Here is a 16,581-nt window from a genome sequence, read left to right as displayed (position 1 = left end):
TCAGTCGCGCAGCATCTCGGCGACCAGGAACGCCAGCTCCAATGACTGCTGGGTGTTCAACCGCGGGTCGCAGGTGGTTTCGTAGCGCCCGGCCAGATCCGAATCCGAGATGTCCTGCGCGCCGCCGAGGCACTCGGTGACGTTCTCGCCGGTGATCTCGACGTGGATGCCACCCGGATGAGTACCCAGTGCGCGGTGCACCTCGAAGAAGCCCTGCACCTCATCGACGATCCGGTCGAAGTGGCGGGTCTTGTAGCCGGTCGACGACTCGTGGGTGTTGCCGTGCATCGGATCGCACTGCCAGATCACCTGATGGCCGGTGGCCTGCACCTTCTCGATGATCGGCGGCAGCAGGTCGCGAATCTTGTTGTTGCCGAAGCGGGTCACCAATGTCAGTCGGCCCGGTTCGTTGTTCGGGTCGAGCCGCTCGACGTACTCGACGGCGAGTTCCGGCGTCATCGTCGGGCCGAGTTTGACGCCGATCGGATTGGCGATCACCTCGGCGAACGCGATGTGCGCGCCGTCGAGCTGGCGGGTCCGCTCACCCACCCACACATAGTGCGCGGACATGTCGAACAGTGCCGTCTCGCCCGCGTCTGTCTCCGCAAGCCGCAGCATCGCGCGCTCGTAGTCGAGCACCAGAGCCTCGTGCGAGGCGTAGATCTCGGCGGTCCGCAGGTTGGGGTCGTTGACGCCGCAGGCGTTCATGAAGCGCAACCCGCGATCGATCTCACCCGCGAGCGCCTCGTACCTGGCACCGGCAGGCGACGTGCGGACGAACTCTCGGTTCCAGTCGTGCACCAGGTCCAGTGACGCGAGGCCGCCCGATGTCAGGGCCCGCGTCAGATTCATCGCGGCGCTCGCGTTGGCGTACGCGCGCACGAGCCGTGACGGATCATGCTCGCGCACCGCGGCGTCGGGAGCGAAGCCGTTGATCATGTCGCCGCGGTAGGACTTCAGCCCCAGCGCGTCGGTGTCCGACGAGCGCGGCTTGGCGTACTGCCCGGCGATCCGGGCGAGCTTGATCACCGGCGTGCTCGCCCCGTAGGTCAGCACCACCGCCATCTGCAGCAGGGTCCGGATGTTGCCCCGGATGTGAGGCTCGGTGTTGTCGGCGAACGTCTCGGCGCAGTCGCCGCCCTGCAGCAGGAACGCCTCACCGCGGGCCACGTCGGCCAGCAGGCCCTTGAGCCGTTCGATCTCGGAGGCAACGGTGATCGGGGGGACGCTTTCCAGCACTGTCCGCATCGCCTTGGCCTGATCGGCGTCCCAGCTGGGTTGTTGCGCCGCCGGCTTGGCAAGTGCTGAGTCCAGGCGATGCCGGAGCTCATCGGGCAGCGGCGGTAGCGCAGGCAGCTGGTCGATGGGTACGTCGACGGTCCAGTTCACCCGTCAATGGTAACTGGACGCCGATACTGGATTTTTCACCGCTGGACTGGCACTTCTCCCGTCGTCATCAGCTGGAATCGCATCAGGTTGTGGCGTGCGTCGACCAGGGCGTCGTGCGCATCGCGCGGACGGGGCGGCATCCGGGGCGATCCCCGCTCCTCCCAGAACTGCCGCAGCTCGCGGGTGAACCGAGGAATCGCGGGCGGCAGGTCGGTCATCGGGCCCCACAACTGGCACAGCACGACGTGGTCGTAGGCCCCGACCCACGCCCACAGCTCGATCGGCTCGTCTCCGTCGACGCCGAAGAAGTCCTCGAGTTCGGAGCGGATCTGCCGCCGGGAGCGCCACAGCTGCGACGATGGCGACGGAAGTTTGGGCAGCACGTGCTTGCGCACCCAGCTTCCCGCCTGGTCCGGGTTGAATTCCGTTGAAATACCGTAGTATTCGCGCCCGTCTTCGGCCGCGACGCCAATCGAGATCAGCTCGATGGTCCGGCCGTTGTCGATGAACTCGGTGTCATAGAAATACTTCACACCCCGGCCACCGTTCGCTCCGGCGTCGGAGCGGCATGGATCTCGCGGTCGAGTTCCTGATCGACCTCGGAATCGTCCGGGAAGTGCGGTTCACCGGCGACGACGTGCTGGAGCCAGAGCTTCGCCTGCACCACCGGCCGCCGCAACCGGCGTTCCCGGATCAGCGCCCGGTGCATCTTCTTGGGCCTTTTGCTGTACCGCCAGCGCGCCCAGGGTGCGTGCGGCCGGGACAGCCGAATCGCACCGATGAAAAGGAGGGGGGTGATGAACATTCCGACCAGCCCGGTCCACACCTTGCCCTTGAGAAGCACGATGACGGCGAGGGAAAGGGTGAACGCCGCCAGCACGATCACGCTGGCCCGCGCCGCGATCGAGTGATCGTTCTGCCAGATGTCGACATCGAAGAACGACAGCGGATTGAAGCCGAGAACTAGCAGTCCGGCGACGGCTACGGCGGCGAACACGGCATCGACCGAAGTTCGCCCGTCCTCGGCCCAGTACACGTCCTGCAAATGCAGGATCAGCGCGAACTCATCCAGTACCAGTGCTGCACCGATACCGAAAAAGGTTGCCGCGACCGTGAATTCGGGTACACCCCCGTTGACCGACAAAGTCACCATCGACACACCAGAAATCATGACCAGGATCACACCGATGACTACGTGGTGGATGTGCAGTCCGCCTCCTGCGGAAATGTTGCGTGGCTGCCACCACTTCCGCGGCGCGTCGGAGCCCGCTTGGCTGCGTATGTACCGGACGATGGTGCGTGTCACAAAGAACGTGAGAATGAATGCGACCAGGCAGAACACCAGCGGCATCCGGCCATGTGGGATGCCGAAGTCAAGATCGAAGGCCTCGTCCACGGTCGAAAACTTACGCCGACCTGCGCGTGTCACGCCCGGGATACCGTCCGACGCGCCGATGACGGCCGATAGTCTGGTCGCGAAATGAGTATTCGGCGGTCGCCCGAGGGGCCTGTTTGGGCACGAACGCTCGGTTGGCGGCTGTTTCAGCTGCTGACCGCGGCGGCGTTGGTCTTGGCGGGCTGGCGGCTACTGGGACATATTCCGTACCGCATCGATATCGATGTCTACCGGATGGGCGGCCAGGCCTGGCTCGACGGCCGGCCGCTGTACGCCGACGGCGTGATGTTCCACACCCGCGGCGGGCTCGATCTGCCCTTCACCTATCCGCCACTGGCCGCCGTCGTGTTCTCCCCCTTCGCGCTGTTGTCACTCGACGCTGCCAGCATCGCCATCACCCTCACCACGCTCATACTGCTGATCGTCGCGACGACCATCCTGCTGACGCGCATGGACGTGTGGCCGAATCCGGCGGTGGGCCGCAGCGCGGTTACCGCCGAGCCGGCGTGGCTGCGCCGGGCCTGGCTGGCCGCGGCGATCGTGGCGCCCGCCGTGATCTTCTTCGAACCGATCCGGTCGAACTTCGACTTCGGCCAGATCAACGTGGTGTTGATGACGCTGGTCATCGCCGACTGCGTGCCGAGAAAGACGCCGTGGCCGCGCGGAATGCTGCTGGGGCTGGCGATCGCACTCAAACTCACACCTGCGGTGTTCCTGCTGTACTTCGTGCTCCGCCGCGATACCCGCGCGCTGATCGTCTCCGCCGCCTCGGCCGTGGTCGGCACGCTCGCCGGGTTCGCGTTCACCTGGAGCGACTCGTTCGAATACTGGACGGAGACGGTCCGCAACACCGACCGCATCGGCACCGCGACGCTAAACACCAACCAGAACATCGCAGGTGCACTGGCCCGGCTGGGCATCGGCGAGGGACTGCGCTTCGTGTTGTGGACCGTCGCCTGCTTCGCGGTGCTCGGGGTGACGATCTGGGCCGCGCGACGGGCCCTCAAGGCCGGACAACCGATCCTCGCGCTGATCTGTGTGGCGATGTTCGGACTCGTGGTGTCGCCGGTGTCCTGGTCACATCACTGGGTGTGGGTCCTGCCGACGGTTCTGGTCACCAGCATCGTGGCCTATCGGCAGCGGCATGCGGCGCTGGCTGTCGTGTCCGCCGTGGGCATTTCGCTGATGATCTGGACGCCGATCCCGCTGATGCCCGAACACGAGGAGACCTCGGCGTCGCTATGGCGCCAGCTGGCAGGCGGATCGTACGTCTGGTGGGGTATCGCGGTGATCATCGTCGCGGGCACGCTGTCGTCGCGCCCTGCGGTACGCAATGATCCGGCCGTCGACCAGGCTCGGGTCGCCGCGGTCAACTAACCGGCTGCTACCTCGGGCATGCGTGCCGACGGCTTGGCCGCGCTGTCCGCCTTGCCCTCCTTGACGTCGGCTGCGTAGAGGTCGACGTACTCCTGACCGGACAGCCGCATCAGCTCGTACATCACCTCGTCGATCACCGCGCGCTCGATGAACCTGTTGCCCGCCAGCCCCTCGAACCGGCTGAAATCCATCGGCTTGCCGAACTTCACCGTGACGCGGCCGAACCGCCATCCTTTTTTGCCGGGCGGATTGACGACGTCGGTTCCGATCATCGCGACCGGAATCACCTGAACGCCCGTCTCCAGCGCGAGCCGTGCCAGCCCCGTCTTGCCCTTGTAGAGCCGTCCGTCGGGTGAGCGCGTGCCCTCCGGGTACATGCCGAGCAGCTTGCCCTCACCGAGGACCCGCGCGGCCGTGGTCAACGCGGCCTGCGCGCTGTCGGCATCGGAGCGGTCGATCGGCACCTGGCCCGCTGCGGTGTAGAACCACCGCTGGAACCAGCCTTTGATCCCGGTTCCTGTGAAGTACTCGGCCTTGGCCAGGAACGTGATGCGGCGCCGGACCACCAGAGGCTTGTAGAAGCTGTCCGCGACGGCGAGGTGATTGCTGGCCAAGATCACCGGTCCCGAGCGCGGAATATACTCCAGCCCTTCAACTTTCGGCCGGCCCAGCAGCGTCAGCAATGGACCCATGAAGATGTACTTGAACAGCCAATACCACACGGGCCCCTCCTGATGATCGAACACACCGCGGTGTTCTGCGACAACTGTACCCACGCACCCCGTATGCGACCACAACACAACCACGTCGGTGCCGAGATTGAATCCGGCTACTCCTCGACCGTTACCGGAATGTGCTGATATCGCCCAGGCCCCGGCGGCGGAGGCGGATCGCCATCGGGCGGTTCCGGCGGCGACGCCCCGTCCGGCGGCGGTGGAGGCGGTACGCCACCCGACTGCCCTGCGTCTGCCGGCTGCCCGGGGTTCTCTGCATTTTCTATGAGCGTCCTGACGACCCCGAGAAGCGCGACGCTGTGATCAGCAACGACGGTCAGCAGCGGATGCTGTTCACCCGACGCCAGCGCCGCCAGCGCACACACCGGACACCACACCTGCTGGCACTTGCTGGCACCGGCGCCGCTGGCCGCCGCGCGCGCCGCGGCGATTCGCAACGCGGGGTCGAGCCGGTCCAGGATGGTCTGCGCCAGCTGCCGAAGCTCCGGACCGAGATCGGGGTGTTCGCCACTCACTTTGGCCACACCTCCGGATTTGGTCGGAACCGCACTGTCAGCTCACTTCCCCGCAGCTGCGCGTCCATCACGATGCAGCGACGCAGTACCGAAGCCAGCCGGACACGGCGCCGCATCCCGCCGGCACCGATGATCAAGTCATCGTCGACCCGCCCGAGTGAGAGGGCGGTCGAATCGACGTGGGGCAACTCTAGCCGCATTCGGTAGACGGCCTCGAGACCGGTTCCGGATTCCCTGTCGACCACCGGCCGCAGCGGTCCTGGAGGTGGCGAACCGTCGCGTCTGCGCGCCGCGTCGAGCAGCTCGCCGAGTGCTTTGGCGCCAATCGGCTCGCCGGCCAGGTGCGGGACCAGCACGAGCTGCACGTCGCCGATCAGGGTGTCGAGCTCGTCGAGCACGGCCTGCTGCTCGGAGATCCGCTCTGAGTACCAGTCGAAGGCCGGATGTTCCGGCAGGTTGCGATACTCGAACGAATCGTCTTGCACCAGAATCTGGTTGACGATCAGTTCGTCGATCCGCACCCCCATCAGCGCAAGTGAACCCAGTGTGCGCGCCGCCTCGGCGGCGACCACCCGCTCGGCGGTCATCACCAGATGCGCGCTAAGCACGGAGCCGTTCGTGAGCAGCACGCTGAGGCGCTCCGTACCCGCGCCGATGCGTTCGAGGAGGCCGACAACCGCCGCTGAGCGCGCATCGTCGGCACCGGACAGCCGGCGATGCCGCGGCCAGGCCCGCTCGAGATACAGCCCGAACGTCGCGGGCAGCGTGAGCATGCGCAACGCGTCGGCGGTCGATGCGCAGTCCACGACGACGTGGTCCCACTCGCCCGAGGCCGCCAGTTCGCCGACCTCGTGCAGCCCCAGCACTTCCTGAATGCCCGGTAACGCCGAAAGTTCTTCCGGAGCAACGTTTCCCACATCAGATTCGGGAAACTTGCCGGCAAGCACACCGGCGATGTCGCGCCAATGAGTCTCCAGAAGCGCCAATGTGTCGAGTGCGAGTGCGTCGAGGAGGCCGCCGCCGGCGTCGCGTCCACCATCGAGCTCGGCGAGGACCCGGGTAGGTTCACGGCGTCCGGTCGGGGTGATCGGTGTGCCGAGCACATCGCCGATCGAGTGCGCCTGGTCCGTCGACACGATCAGCACCCGCATGCCCGTGCGCGCGTCACGTACGGCGGTGGCCGTAGCCAACGTTGACTTTCCTACGCCGCCCTTACCGACGAAAAGACTGATCCGGGCCGTATCACTCAGCCTCGGCTCGTTTCTTGAGGTCCTTCAACGCCGTATCGGTCAGCCTCCGCTCAGCCTTGCGCTTGAGCAGTCCGATCATCGGGATGATCAGATCGACCGACAGTTCGTAGGTGACGTCCGTTCCGGACCCCTTGGGCGACAACCGATATGCACCATCGAGCGCCCTCAGCAGCGAGCTGGACACCAACGTCCACTCCACCGATCCGCGGTCGACCTGCTTCCAGTCGTATGCCAACACCATCGTGTCCTTGAGCACCGCGGCATCCAGCACAAGGCGCGCCGTCTTCGGATACCCTTCCGGGTCCGCCTCGAGGACTTCACAGTCCTTGTACTCGTTGACCCACTCCGGATAGGACGCGATGTCGGCGATGACATCCATAACCGTCGAAGGGTCGGCATCTATGTAGATGGTCTGCGCCGTCTTGTCCGCCACTGCCTTCTTCCCCGTCTATCTGCCGATGGCAGAAAATCTACCCCGCTGCGCTGACTTGAGCCCACGACTCACGCCAGCCGGGACACCCCCACTGGTCGTGTAGCCTCCAGACGCCTCTTCAACTCGAACGCCATCTCTTTTCCCGCCACCCGGCGCTGATGGTTCATCTTCGCTAGGTTCATCTTGGCCAACTGCCAGGCCGCCACACCGGACGGCTCAGCATGAACGAAATAGTGCAGGATCACCCCGTCGAGAGCGGGTTGCAGCCACACCTCCATCGTGCCGGTGAGCGCGCCGGTAACCGTCCACCGGTGCCCCGCCGCACCCCGATCCTCGACAACGGTCAGCCGCAGATCGGGCCACCAGCGGCGCCAGCTGGCGGGGTCGCCGACCGCCATGCCCACCTCGACGGGGTCGGCGGCGACGAACGTCTCGTCCGCGATCTGGATGCTGTTCATGGGTCAACAGCTTCACATATGTGCCTGGACCGCCGCTCACGGTGGCCGACTACGCTGTGAACGGCAAAAGCAGCTAGTCGAGAGGCCAAGATCGTGCGTGAGTTCAGTGTCCCCGCCTCCTTCTCCGTCGGCGAGCACGACAACGTCGTCAGCTGCGTTTTCAGCCACGAACGCGACGATCCCGACCACGTGATCATCCAGCGCCTGGTCGACGGCGTCTGGACGGATGTCACGTGCAAGCAGGTCGCGGAGCAGATCCGGGCGGCAGCCCTGGGCCTGATCGCCGAAGGGGTGGCGCCCGGTGACCGCGTCGCCGTGTTGTCCGCGACCCGCTACGAATGGCCGATCCTGGACTTCGCGATCCTGGCGGCGGGCGCTGTCACGGTGCCGATCTATGAGACCAGCTCCGCCGAGCAGGTGAAGTGGGTGCTGGAGGATTCCGGTGCGGTGCTGATCGTCACCGAGTCCGACGCGCACGCCGACAAGATCGAACAGTTCCGCGGCGATCTGCCGTCGCTGCGCACTGTGCTGCGGATCGACGGGTCGGGCACGCCGGCGATGGACGCGCTCACCGATGCCGGCAAGGCCGTCGACGCCAAACAGCTCGACGACCGGCTGGCCGGGCTGACGTCCGCCGACCCCGCGACACTGATCTACACGTCGGGCACCACCGGCAGGCCCAAGGGCTGCCAGCTCACTCACTCCAACCTGCTCTACGAGATCCGCGGCGCCAAGGACTGCTTCCCGACGCACCTGGCCAAGGGCGAACGCATGCTGGTGTTCCTGCCGCTCGCGCACGTGCTGGCCCGCGCGATCACCGTCGCGGCGTTCACCAACAAGGTCACGCTCGGGTTCAGCAGCGACATCAAGAACCTCGTCCCCACGTTCGCGGTGTTCAAGCCGACGTTGGTGGTGTCGGTACCCCGGGTGTTCGAGAAGGTGTACAACACCGCCGAACAGAACGCCGTAAGTGGCGGCAAGGGCAAGATTTTCGCCGCTGCGGCCGAGGCGGCGATCGAATGGAGCGAGGCCCAGGACCGCGGCGGCGCCGGGCTCGTGCTCAAGGTCAAACACGCGCTGTTCGACAAGCTCGTCTACGGCAAGCTGCGGGCCGCGCTCGGCGGCAACTGCCACGCGGCGATCTCCGGCGGGGCCCCGTTGGGCGCGCGCCTCGGGCACTTCTACCGCGGTGCGGGGCTCTCGATCTACGAGGGATACGGGCTCACCGAGACCAGTGCGGCAATCACCGTCAACCGTGTCAGCGACCTGCGCGTGGGTTCGGTCGGCAAGCTCCTGCCCGGTAACAGTATGAAGTTGGGCGACGACGGCGAGCTGCTGGTCAAGGGCGGCGTGGTGTTCAGCGGCTACTGGGGCAACGAAGCCGAGACCAACGCGGTGTTCTCCGACGGCTGGTTCCACACGGGCGATCTGGGCGCGATCGACGACGACGGCTTCTTGACCATCATCGGACGCAAGAAGGAGATCATCGTCACCGCGGGCGGCAAGAACGTCGCACCCGCCGTCCTCGAAGACCGGCTGCGCGCCCACCCGTTGATCAGTCAGGCGATGGCGGTCGGGGACGCCAAACCGTTCATCGCGGCGCTGATCACGATCGACCCCGAGGCGTTCGGCAGCTGGAAGGAACGCAACGGCAAGAACGCGGGCGCGTCGGTGGGCGACCTGGCTGCCGACCCCGACCTCGTCGCCGAGATCGATCTGGCGGTCAAGGAGGCCAATGAGGCGGTGTCCAAGGCCGAGGCGATCCGCAAGTTCCGGATTCTGCCGGTCGATTTCACCGAGGACACGGGCGAGCTGACACCGACGATGAAGGTCAAGCGCAAGGTGGTCGCCGAGAAGTTCGCCGCCGATATCGAGGGCCTGTACACCAAAGACTAGAGCAGTTCGGCCAATCGGGCGGCCTGCGTCTTCCATTGCCAGTTGTCGACCACCCAGCGCCGACCCGCCGCACCCATTCGCGCCGCCCGAGCGGGATCGGCGAGCAGGTCACTGACGCTCGCCGTGATGGCGCCGACGTCCCAGCCGTCGACCACCAGCCCCGTCTCGTCGTCGAGAACCGTTTCTGGGGCCCCGCCCGAGCGGCCCGCCACCACCGGCACTCCCGAGGCCGATGCCTCCAGGTAGACGATGCCCAGCCCTTCGACGTCCAGGCCCGCACCTCTGGTCCGGCACGGCATCGCGAAGACGTCGGCCATCGCGTGATGGGCGGGCAGTTCGTCGCCCGGGACGCCGTCGGTGAACACCACGTGTTCGGAGACGCCGAAGTTGTGCGCCAGCCGACGCAGGGACGAGCGGTAGGGGCCGCCGCCAACGATCACCAGTGCAGCGCCGTGCACACGTTGCCGGATCGCGGGCAGCGCGCGGATCAACATGTCCTGGCCCTTGCGCGGCACCAGGCGCGATACGCAGACCACGACGGGACGATTCCCCAACCCGTAGCGGGCCCGCATCTCGGCGCGCGCGACCTCGTCCGGGGCGAACCGCTCGGTGTCCACGCCGGCGGGCAGATGCTCGAGCGCTGCGCGCGGGCCGAACGCCGAGGCGAACCGCCGTCGGGTGTAGCTGCTCACGTATGTCACTGCGTCGGTGCCGGAACCGATGCGGCGCAACGCCGTCCGGGCCAGCGGCAGCATCGACCAGCCGACCTCGTGCCCGTGCGTGCTCGCGATGACCCGGCCCGCGCCCGCGTCACGGGCCAGCGGCGCCATCAGTGCCAGCGGTGCGGCCGCGCCGAACCACACCGTGTCGGCGTCGTGGCGCTCGACGAGTCGACGCATCCGTCCTGCCACGGACGGTTCGGGCAGCATCAACGTGCCGGGGTGCCGCACCACCTCGTAGCCGGCGGCCCGATCGAATTCGTCGGAACCCTTCCAATTGGGGGCGTACACCGTCAGTGTGTGGGCGCCCCCGACGACCAGATGCCCGACGAGTTCCTGCAGGTATGACTGGATGCCGCCGCGTCGGGGCGGAAAATCGTTGGTAACCAGCAGGACCCGGCTCATCGCCCGTCAGGCTATCCGGTGCGCCACTGCGGCCATGCGGCCAGCACTGCGGGTAGGTCGGTTCCCAGGCTGTCCTGCACGGCGGTGGCGAGGTCGGGGTGACCGTGTCCGCACGCCCGGAGGTACAGCGCGCGCAGGCCCTCGGTGCCGTACGCGTCGGCGACGAACCGGGCGAACCACCAGGCGCGGTCGTAGGCCAGCGAGCGTTCGGGGCCGCTCAATTCGGCGTCGGTGGGTAGGCCCCTTCGCATGATCGCGGCCGCGTCCGCAGGCAACGGCCTAGGCGGGCGGCCGACGAAGTCGGCAACGCCTTCGGTGAGCCAGCGCGGCGCATCGGCCGCGGTCTCGGCCCGCGCCGCGTAGTGAAAAAGCTCGTGGCGCAGCACGATTCGTAGCGAAGCGTCGTCCATGTTCGCGGCACCGGGGGCGAAGGTGATGCGTTCGCCGGTGGTAGTGGCCGCCGTGTCGGAGTCACCACCGCCCACGGCGGCGAATTGCGCATCGGTGCCCGCGGCCACGATGACGATCTCGCGGGGCCAGTCCGGGCCCCAGAACGCGGTGACGGCGTCGGCCGCATCGTCGAGTTGGCCTGCGATGCGGCGCAGCAGCGGTGCCGTGTGCTCGCCGAGACCGACGAGGCGCACCGTGCGGCCGTCCTTGAGCGTCTGCGAGGTCGACACCGACGTGGGCGTGGTCAGCGACGCCGGAGTGGCGACAGGCGGGCCGGCCGGAGCGGATCCGCTGTTGCCCACGATTAAAAGGGCGCAGACCAGTTCGGCGATCAGAAGCGCGGCAACAGTGGTTCTGCTCTTCGCGTGCGAGCGTCGGTCCGCTGCGCGTGAGCGCGGTCCCTCGACGGTCAGTAGCGGCGGACGTTGTAGATCGGCGCGTTGTCCACCGGGGCGACACGCACCGGTGTGCCGAAGGTCGACGCGTGCACCATCATTCCGTTGCCGATGTAGATCGCGGTGTGCGATGCGTCGGAGTAGTAGTTGACGACGTCGCCGGGCTGCATCTGGTCCATGGACACCGGCTGTCCCCCGCTGGCCAGCGCCTGGCTGGAATGCGGTAGCGAGATGCCGGCCTGCTGGAACGCCCACATCACCAACCCGGAACAGTCGAACTGGTTCGGGCCCGACCCGCCCCACGTGTACGGCGATCCGATGCGGCTCAGCGCGGCCTGGATCACGGTCATTTCGTGGCCGTTGCTCGGCGGTGCCATGTCACCCGGCGGGATGGCGCCGGGAGGCGCGGGCGGCTGACCGACGCCGGGCGGCGCGGCGGCAAGAATCGCGGGGTCGTTCGGCGGCTGCGGCCCCGGCGGCGGAGGCGGTGCGGGAATCGGGGGCGCCGGCGGCATCGCGGCGAGTGCCTCGCGCTGGTTGGGGGTGAGCGCCTCGTACTGCGATTTGACGATCGCGATCTGCACCTGGAGTTTGCTCTGCTTGGACTGCAGGTCCGCGCGCACGGCGGCAGCCTGCTCTGCAGCGGTCTTCGCCTCGGCGGCGGACTTCGCCGACGCCTCTTCTGCGGCGGATGCCTGGACACCGGCCTCGCGGAAGCTCTGCATCTGGGCTGAAATCTCGGTGGCCATCACCCGCTGCACCGACATCTGGTCGATGAGACCCTGCGGCGACGAGGCGGTCAGCAAAGCGTTGAGGCCGTCTGGGCGCCCGCCCATGTATTGCGAGGCGGCAATGTTGTCGACCTGGCTCTGGAACGACGTCAGTTTCTGCTTGGCGGCGTCCAGTGCGCCGGCGTCGGCGGCATGCTTGGCTTCCGCAGCCTGTTGAGCTGCCAGCTTCTTGTCCAGATCCAGCTGCGCGGAGTTCATCGCCTCAGTGGTCTGCTCGGCTTGCCGCGACAACTCGTTGAGCTTCGCCAGCGCGTCATCGGCCGGATCGGCCTGCACACCCGAAGCGAGAATTCCCCCGAACAGCGCGACCGCAGCTATCGCACCGATTATGGGTCGCTTAAGGACACGAGAGAACCAGTGCGTGCGGTCGAACCTCAAGATTTGCGTCCTTCAAGTCCGTAACGAAGCCGTGTCGAACTACTCTTAGGTCTCGGACAGGTTACGAAACGGCAACGCCCTTGTCCAACTGAAGTCGCAAATTTAACAGCCGGCCCGTAAATATCTAAATGCGGCCCCCGCCAAGGGGTGTCGTCACGCCACGCCCGAGTCATTGCTGCGGTGGATCGGAACGAGCCGCAGCCGGGGCGCCAACCCCACGTCAGCGAGCACCTCGAGCGCACGGCGTTCGTCGACGAGCAAAGTGTCGGGAACGCCGAGAAGTACGCTGACGACGCAGTCCTGGCAGCCGGGCCCTCGCACCGCACAGTCGTCGCAGTCGATGGTGACCGTGCCCGTTTCGGGTCCCTCGTCGTGTGTCATTCCGCAGTCCTCCTGCTTGGTGTTGCCCGAACGGTATCGGCGGGCACCGACAACCAATTTCCTGCGGCGTGGCGCTCGCGGCCTGCCGGTGTTTGTCGGTCCGGTTCCCTACCGTCAGCGCATGGGCCAGCTCAGCTTCGCGGACGTCGATCCGCTTGCTGACGTGACGTTGCGGGAGACGACGTTCGTCGTCGTGGACCTCGAGACCACGGGCGGGCGCCCCAGCGGGGATAACCATGACGCCATCACCGAGATCGGCGCCGTCAAGGTGCGCGGCGGCGCGATCCTCGGTGAGCTGGCCACCCTGGTGGATCCGGGGCGCAGCATCCCGCCGCAGATCGTCTCGCTGACCGGGATCACCACGGCGATGGTGTGCGATGCCCCGACGATCGACTCGGTGCTCCCGTCGTTTCTGGAGTTCTCCCGGGGCGCGGTGCTGGTCGCCCACAACGCCGGTTTCGATATCGGGTTCCTGCGTGCGGCCGCTGAACGTGCTCACATCGCATGGCCGCGCCCGCCCGTCCTCTGCACGGTGCGCCTCGCCCGCCGGGTGCTGACGCGGGACGAGGCGCCCAGCGTGCGGCTGTCGGCACTGGCCCGGCTGTTCGGCGCATCGACCACCCCGACGCACCGCGCGCTCGACGACGCCCGCGCCACCGTCGACGTGCTGCACGGCCTCATCGAGCGCGTCGGTAACCAGGGCGTTCACACCTACACCGAACTGCGGTCGTATCTGCCCGACGTGTCGCCGGCGCAGCGCCGCAACCGGCATCTCGCCTCGCCACTGCCCCACCGGCCGGGGGTGTACCTGTTTCGCGGACCCGCATCCGAGGTGCTCTACGTGGGCACGGCCGTCGATCTGCGCCGCCGGGTCGGCCAGTACTTCAACGGCGCGGACCCGCGCACCCGCATCAAGGAGATGGCGTCGCTGGCCACCGCGGTCGACCATGTCGAATGCGCGCATGAACTAGAGGCAGGCGTACGCGAGCTAAGGCTGCTCGCCGCACACGCGCCGCCCTACAACCGCCGCTCGAAATTTCCGCACCGGTGGTGGTGGGTGGTGCTGACCGATGAGGCGTTTCCGCGGTTTTCCACGGTGCGCGCCCCGAAGCACGACTGCGCCGTCGGCCCGTTTCGCTCCCGCGCCGACGCCGTGCAGACCGCCGCACTGCTGGCACGGTTCACCGGTGTCCGCACATGCACGGCGCGGTTGGGCCAGTCCGCGTTTCACGGTCCGCGGTGTCCCGAGCGCGAGGTGTCGCCCTGTCCCGCGCCGCGCGACACCAGTGCCGCCGACTACGCCGGTGCGCCACTGCGTGCCAGGGCGCTGATCGACGGTGCCGACAGCCAGGCGTTGGCCGACGTGCTGTCGCACATCACCGATCTCGCGGGACGCGCCCGTTACGAAACCGCCGCGCGGCTAAGGGATCACGCCACCACCGCCATCGACGCGCTCTGGCGCGGGCAGAGGTTGCGCGCACTGGCCTGCGTCGACGAATTGGTCGCGGCCCGTCCGGACGGCGCGGGCGGCTGGCACCTGGCGGTCATTCGTCACGGGCAACTGGCGGCCGCGGGAAACGCGCTGCGCGGTGTTCCGCCAATGCCGGTTGTCGACGCGATATGTGCTGGCGCGCAAGCGGTTCTGCCGAGTCAGGCTCCGCTCGGTGGCGCACTTGTCGAGGAGACCGCGCTCATCGCGCGCTGGCTCGCCAAGCCGGGGGTGCGGATCGTGCGAGCGGAATCCGGTTACGCCTCACCGGCTGGTTCCGCGGGTCGGTTCGCCGACTGGGCGGCGTCGGCACGGTCGGCGCGTGTCGCGGCCGAACAGCTCGCCGAAATCAGTTCTGGCTCAGAGCTTCTGACTGAACCCCACCCAACGCGCGAGCAGCTTTTCGGCGGCACCGGAGTCGATGGTCTCGGCAGCCCTGGCCAGACCCGACTCCCACGCGGGCACCCACTTGGCGTCGCTGGCTAGTCCGGCATGGGCCACCATTGCGCCTGCCGCATTGAGCACGACGGCGTCGCGCACCGGGCCCTTCTCCCCGCCGAGCACCGCTCGCACCGACGCGGCGTTCGCCTCCGCGTCACCGCCGACGAGCTCCGACAGTTCGGCGCGGGCGAACCCGAAGGCCGAGGGGTCGAATGTCAGCCGCTCGACGGTGCCCGCCTGGACACGCCAAATGGTGCTCGTGGTGGTGGTGGTCAGTTCGTCGAGGCCGTCGTCGCCGTGCACGACCAGGACACTGGACCGACGGCCCGCGAACACGCCTGCCATCACCTCGGCAAGGTCGGCCCAGGCGCAGCCGACCAGACCGGCCCGCGGCGATGCCGGATTCGTCAGTGGGCCAAGCAGATTGAAGACCGTCGGTACCCCGATCTCACGACGCACCACACCCGCGTGCCGATACGACGGATGGAACTGCGGCGCGAAACAGAATCCGATGCCCACCTCGGCGACGCTGCGGGCGACATCGTCGGGACTCAGATCGATACGCACCCCGAGCGCCTCGAGCGTGTCGGCACCGCCCGACAGCGACGACGCGGCCCGGTTGCCGTGCTTGACCACCGGCACCCCGGCGGCGGCCACGACGATCGCGGCCATCGTGGACAGGTTCACCGTGTTAGCTCCGTCGCCACCGGTACCGACCACGTCGACGGTCTCGTTGCCGATCGTTTCGGTCGGCACCCGACGTGCGTGTTTGAGCATGGTGTCGGCCAGCTCGGTCACCTCGGCGGACGTCGGGCGCTTCATCTTCATCGACACGCCGAAGGCGGCGATCTGAGCCGGAGTCGCCGCGCCGGTCATGATCTGGTCCATCGCCCAGCCGGCCTGTCCCGGGGCAAGCGCCTGACCTGTGGTTAGGCGGCCGAGAAGCTGAGGCCATGTCGGGGAGTCACCGGAAGTCACGCGCTGATTATGACGAATTGCTCACCCGGGTGGAGTTCAACAACTACAAAGCGTCATACTTGCGGATGTGACGAGCGCTGTAGGCACCTCGGGGACCGCTATCACGTCGCGAGTTCATTCCCTGAACCGGCCGAACATGGTCAGTGTCGGCACGATCGTGTGGCTGTCCAGCGAGCTGATGTTCTTTGCCGGACTCTTCGCGATGTACTTCACCGCGCGTTCGCAGGCAGGCGGCAACTGGCCGCCGGAGCCCACCGAGCTGAACCTGGTCCAGGCGGTCCCGGTCACCATGGTGCTGATCGCCTCATCGTTCACCTGCCAGATGGGTGTTTTCGCCGCCGAGCGCGGCGACGTGTTCGGGCTGCGGCGCTGGTACATCATCACCTTCCTGATGGGCCTGTTCTTCGTCCTCGGCCAGGGCTACGAGTACATCCACCTCGTCGAGCACGGCACCACTCTGGCCAGCAGCGCGTACGGCTCGGTCTTCTACCTGGCCACCGGTTTCCACGGCCTGCACGTCATCGGCGGGCTGGTCGCCTTCATCTTCCTGCTGGCCCGCACCACGATGAGCAAGTTCACCCCTGCTCAGGCCACCGCCGCGATCGTCGTCTCGTACTACTGGCACTTCGTCGACATCGTGTGGATCGCCCTGTTCGCCGTTATTTACTTCGTCCGATGATCGGCTCGCCGATGCGTCCGAAGAGAA

General features: G+C 67.2%; 16 protein-coding genes and 1 pseudogene. 4 read left to right on the top strand and 13 right to left on the bottom strand.

Annotation, left to right across the window (positions count from 1 at the left end):
• From AB4Z42_RS22250 to AB4Z42_RS22240, 3 genes are read right to left on the bottom strand one after another with little or no spacing between them, the layout of a single operon-like run.
• Positions 1-1,389 carry a class II 3-deoxy-7-phosphoheptulonate synthase gene (locus tag AB4Z42_RS22250; protein WP_442011389.1) on the bottom strand — a complete coding sequence of 463 codons (1,389 nt, stop codon included), beginning with the start codon at positions 1,387-1,389 and terminating at the stop codon, positions 1-3.
• A 35-nt stretch (positions 1,390-1,424) separates the two neighbouring features.
• Positions 1,425-1,922, bottom strand: coding sequence for a polyadenylate-specific 3'-exoribonuclease AS (locus tag AB4Z42_RS22245; RefSeq protein WP_442011388.1), 498 nt, complete (start codon positions 1,920-1,922; stop codon positions 1,425-1,427).
• Positions 1,919-2,740 (bottom strand): hypothetical protein, encoded by an 822-nt coding sequence (locus tag AB4Z42_RS22240; protein WP_442011528.1) that lies wholly within the window; start codon positions 2,738-2,740, stop codon positions 1,919-1,921. Before AB4Z42_RS22240 ends, AB4Z42_RS22245 begins: the two co-directional genes overlap by 4 nt.
• Positions 2,741-2,869: 129 nt before the next feature.
• Here AB4Z42_RS22240 and AB4Z42_RS22235 point away from each other — a divergent pair, with 129 nt between their 5' ends.
• Positions 2,870-4,162 (top strand): glycosyltransferase 87 family protein, encoded by a 1,293-nt coding sequence (locus AB4Z42_RS22235; protein WP_442011387.1) that lies wholly within the window; start codon positions 2,870-2,872, stop codon positions 4,160-4,162.
• Here AB4Z42_RS22235 and AB4Z42_RS22230 read toward each other — a convergent pair.
• The 5 genes from AB4Z42_RS22230 to AB4Z42_RS22210 form a co-directional block, all read right to left on the bottom strand.
• Complete coding sequence (locus tag AB4Z42_RS22230; RefSeq protein ID WP_442011527.1) at positions 4,159-4,884, bottom strand: lysophospholipid acyltransferase family protein; 726 nt, start codon at positions 4,882-4,884, stop codon at positions 4,159-4,161. The genes AB4Z42_RS22235 and AB4Z42_RS22230 overlap by 4 nt on opposite strands.
• 107 nt (positions 4,885-4,991) lie before the next feature.
• Positions 4,992-5,411: a hypothetical protein gene (locus AB4Z42_RS22225; RefSeq protein WP_442011386.1), complete on the bottom strand. Its 420-nt coding sequence runs from the start codon at positions 5,409-5,411 to the stop codon at positions 4,992-4,994.
• The gene (locus AB4Z42_RS22220; protein WP_442011526.1) at positions 5,408-6,661 is read right to left on the bottom strand and encodes an ArsA family ATPase; all 1,254 of its coding nucleotides are present in this window, start codon (positions 6,659-6,661) and stop codon (positions 5,408-5,410) included. The genes AB4Z42_RS22225 and AB4Z42_RS22220 overlap by 4 nt, the downstream gene beginning before the upstream one ends.
• Complete coding sequence (locus AB4Z42_RS22215; RefSeq protein WP_442011385.1) at positions 6,654-7,094, bottom strand: SRPBCC family protein; 441 nt, start codon at positions 7,092-7,094, stop codon at positions 6,654-6,656. Before AB4Z42_RS22215 ends, AB4Z42_RS22220 begins: the two co-directional genes overlap by 8 nt.
• Before the next feature lie 68 nt (positions 7,095-7,162).
• Complete coding sequence (locus AB4Z42_RS22210; RefSeq protein WP_442011384.1) at positions 7,163-7,552, bottom strand: polyketide cyclase / dehydrase and lipid transport; 390 nt, start codon at positions 7,550-7,552, stop codon at positions 7,163-7,165.
• Positions 7,553-7,645: 93 nt separating this feature from the next.
• On the opposite strand from AB4Z42_RS22210, the gene AB4Z42_RS22205 reads away from it, so the two are divergent.
• Entirely contained in the window at positions 7,646-9,448 is a 1,803-nt protein-coding gene (locus AB4Z42_RS22205; RefSeq protein ID WP_442011383.1) for an AMP-dependent synthetase/ligase, read from the top strand.
• On the opposite strand, the gene AB4Z42_RS22200 is transcribed toward AB4Z42_RS22205, so the two are convergent.
• From AB4Z42_RS22200 to AB4Z42_RS22185, 4 genes are all read right to left on the bottom strand, one after another.
• Positions 9,445-10,572, bottom strand: coding sequence for a glycosyltransferase family 4 protein (locus tag AB4Z42_RS22200; RefSeq protein ID WP_442011382.1), 1,128 nt, complete (start codon positions 10,570-10,572; stop codon positions 9,445-9,447). The genes AB4Z42_RS22205 and AB4Z42_RS22200 overlap by 4 nt on opposite strands.
• A gap of 11 nt (positions 10,573-10,583) precedes the next feature.
• Positions 10,584-11,324: a peptidase gene (locus AB4Z42_RS22195; protein WP_442011381.1), complete on the bottom strand. Its 741-nt coding sequence runs from the start codon at positions 11,322-11,324 to the stop codon at positions 10,584-10,586.
• A gap of 107 nt (positions 11,325-11,431) precedes the next feature.
• Positions 11,432-12,586: a peptidoglycan hydrolase RipC gene (gene ripC / locus AB4Z42_RS22190; RefSeq protein WP_442011380.1), complete on the bottom strand. Its 1,155-nt coding sequence runs from the start codon at positions 12,584-12,586 to the stop codon at positions 11,432-11,434.
• A 153-nt stretch (positions 12,587-12,739) separates the two neighbouring features.
• Positions 12,740-12,967: a hypothetical protein gene (locus AB4Z42_RS22185; RefSeq protein WP_442011379.1), complete on the bottom strand. Its 228-nt coding sequence runs from the start codon at positions 12,965-12,967 to the stop codon at positions 12,740-12,742.
• Here AB4Z42_RS22185 and AB4Z42_RS22180 point away from each other — a divergent pair.
• Positions 12,927-14,879: pseudogene (locus AB4Z42_RS22180) on the top strand (DEDD exonuclease domain-containing protein); the annotation flags it as partial. The gene AB4Z42_RS22185 and the pseudogene AB4Z42_RS22180 sit on opposite strands and share 41 nt — an antisense overlap.
• Here the strand turns inward: AB4Z42_RS22180 and trpD are convergent.
• Positions 14,817-15,893, bottom strand: coding sequence for an anthranilate phosphoribosyltransferase (gene trpD / locus AB4Z42_RS22175; protein WP_442011525.1), 1,077 nt, complete (start codon positions 15,891-15,893; stop codon positions 14,817-14,819). The pseudogene AB4Z42_RS22180 and the gene trpD sit on opposite strands and share 63 nt — an antisense overlap.
• A gap of 49 nt (positions 15,894-15,942) precedes the next feature.
• Here trpD and ctaE point away from each other — a divergent pair, with 49 nt between their 5' ends.
• On the top strand, positions 15,943-16,554 hold the full coding sequence (ctaE, locus tag AB4Z42_RS22170) for an aa3-type cytochrome oxidase subunit III (RefSeq protein WP_442011378.1): 612 nt from the start codon (positions 15,943-15,945) through the stop codon (positions 16,552-16,554).
• Positions 16,555-16,581 lie beyond the last annotated feature (27 nt).

Origin of the sequence: Mycobacterium sp. 2YAF39 (genome assembly GCF_052114565.1) — a bacterium.
GTDB lineage: Bacteria > Actinomycetota > Actinomycetes > Mycobacteriales > Mycobacteriaceae > Mycobacterium.
The sequence above is the reverse complement of the archived record's forward strand: the minus strand, read 5'-3'. Positions and strand labels throughout refer to the sequence as shown.

Bases quoted from the DNA above. Each gene is read 5' to 3' on its own strand.
- AB4Z42_RS22240 (WP_442011528.1), bottom strand. From the start codon at position 2,740: ATGCCGCTGGTGTTCTGCCTGGTCGCATTCATTCTCACGTTCTTTGTG.
- AB4Z42_RS22210 (WP_442011384.1), bottom strand. From the start codon at position 7,552: ATGAACAGCATCCAGATCGCGGACGAGACGTTCGTCGCCGCCGACCCC.
- AB4Z42_RS22235 (WP_442011387.1), top strand. From the start codon at position 2,870: ATGAGTATTCGGCGGTCGCCCGAGGGGCCTGTTTGGGCACGAACGCTC.
- AB4Z42_RS22200 (WP_442011382.1), bottom strand. From the start codon at position 10,572: ATGAGCCGGGTCCTGCTGGTTACCAACGATTTTCCGCCCCGACGCGGC.
- AB4Z42_RS22185 (WP_442011379.1), bottom strand. From the start codon at position 12,967: ATGACACACGACGAGGGACCCGAAACGGGCACGGTCACCATCGACTGC.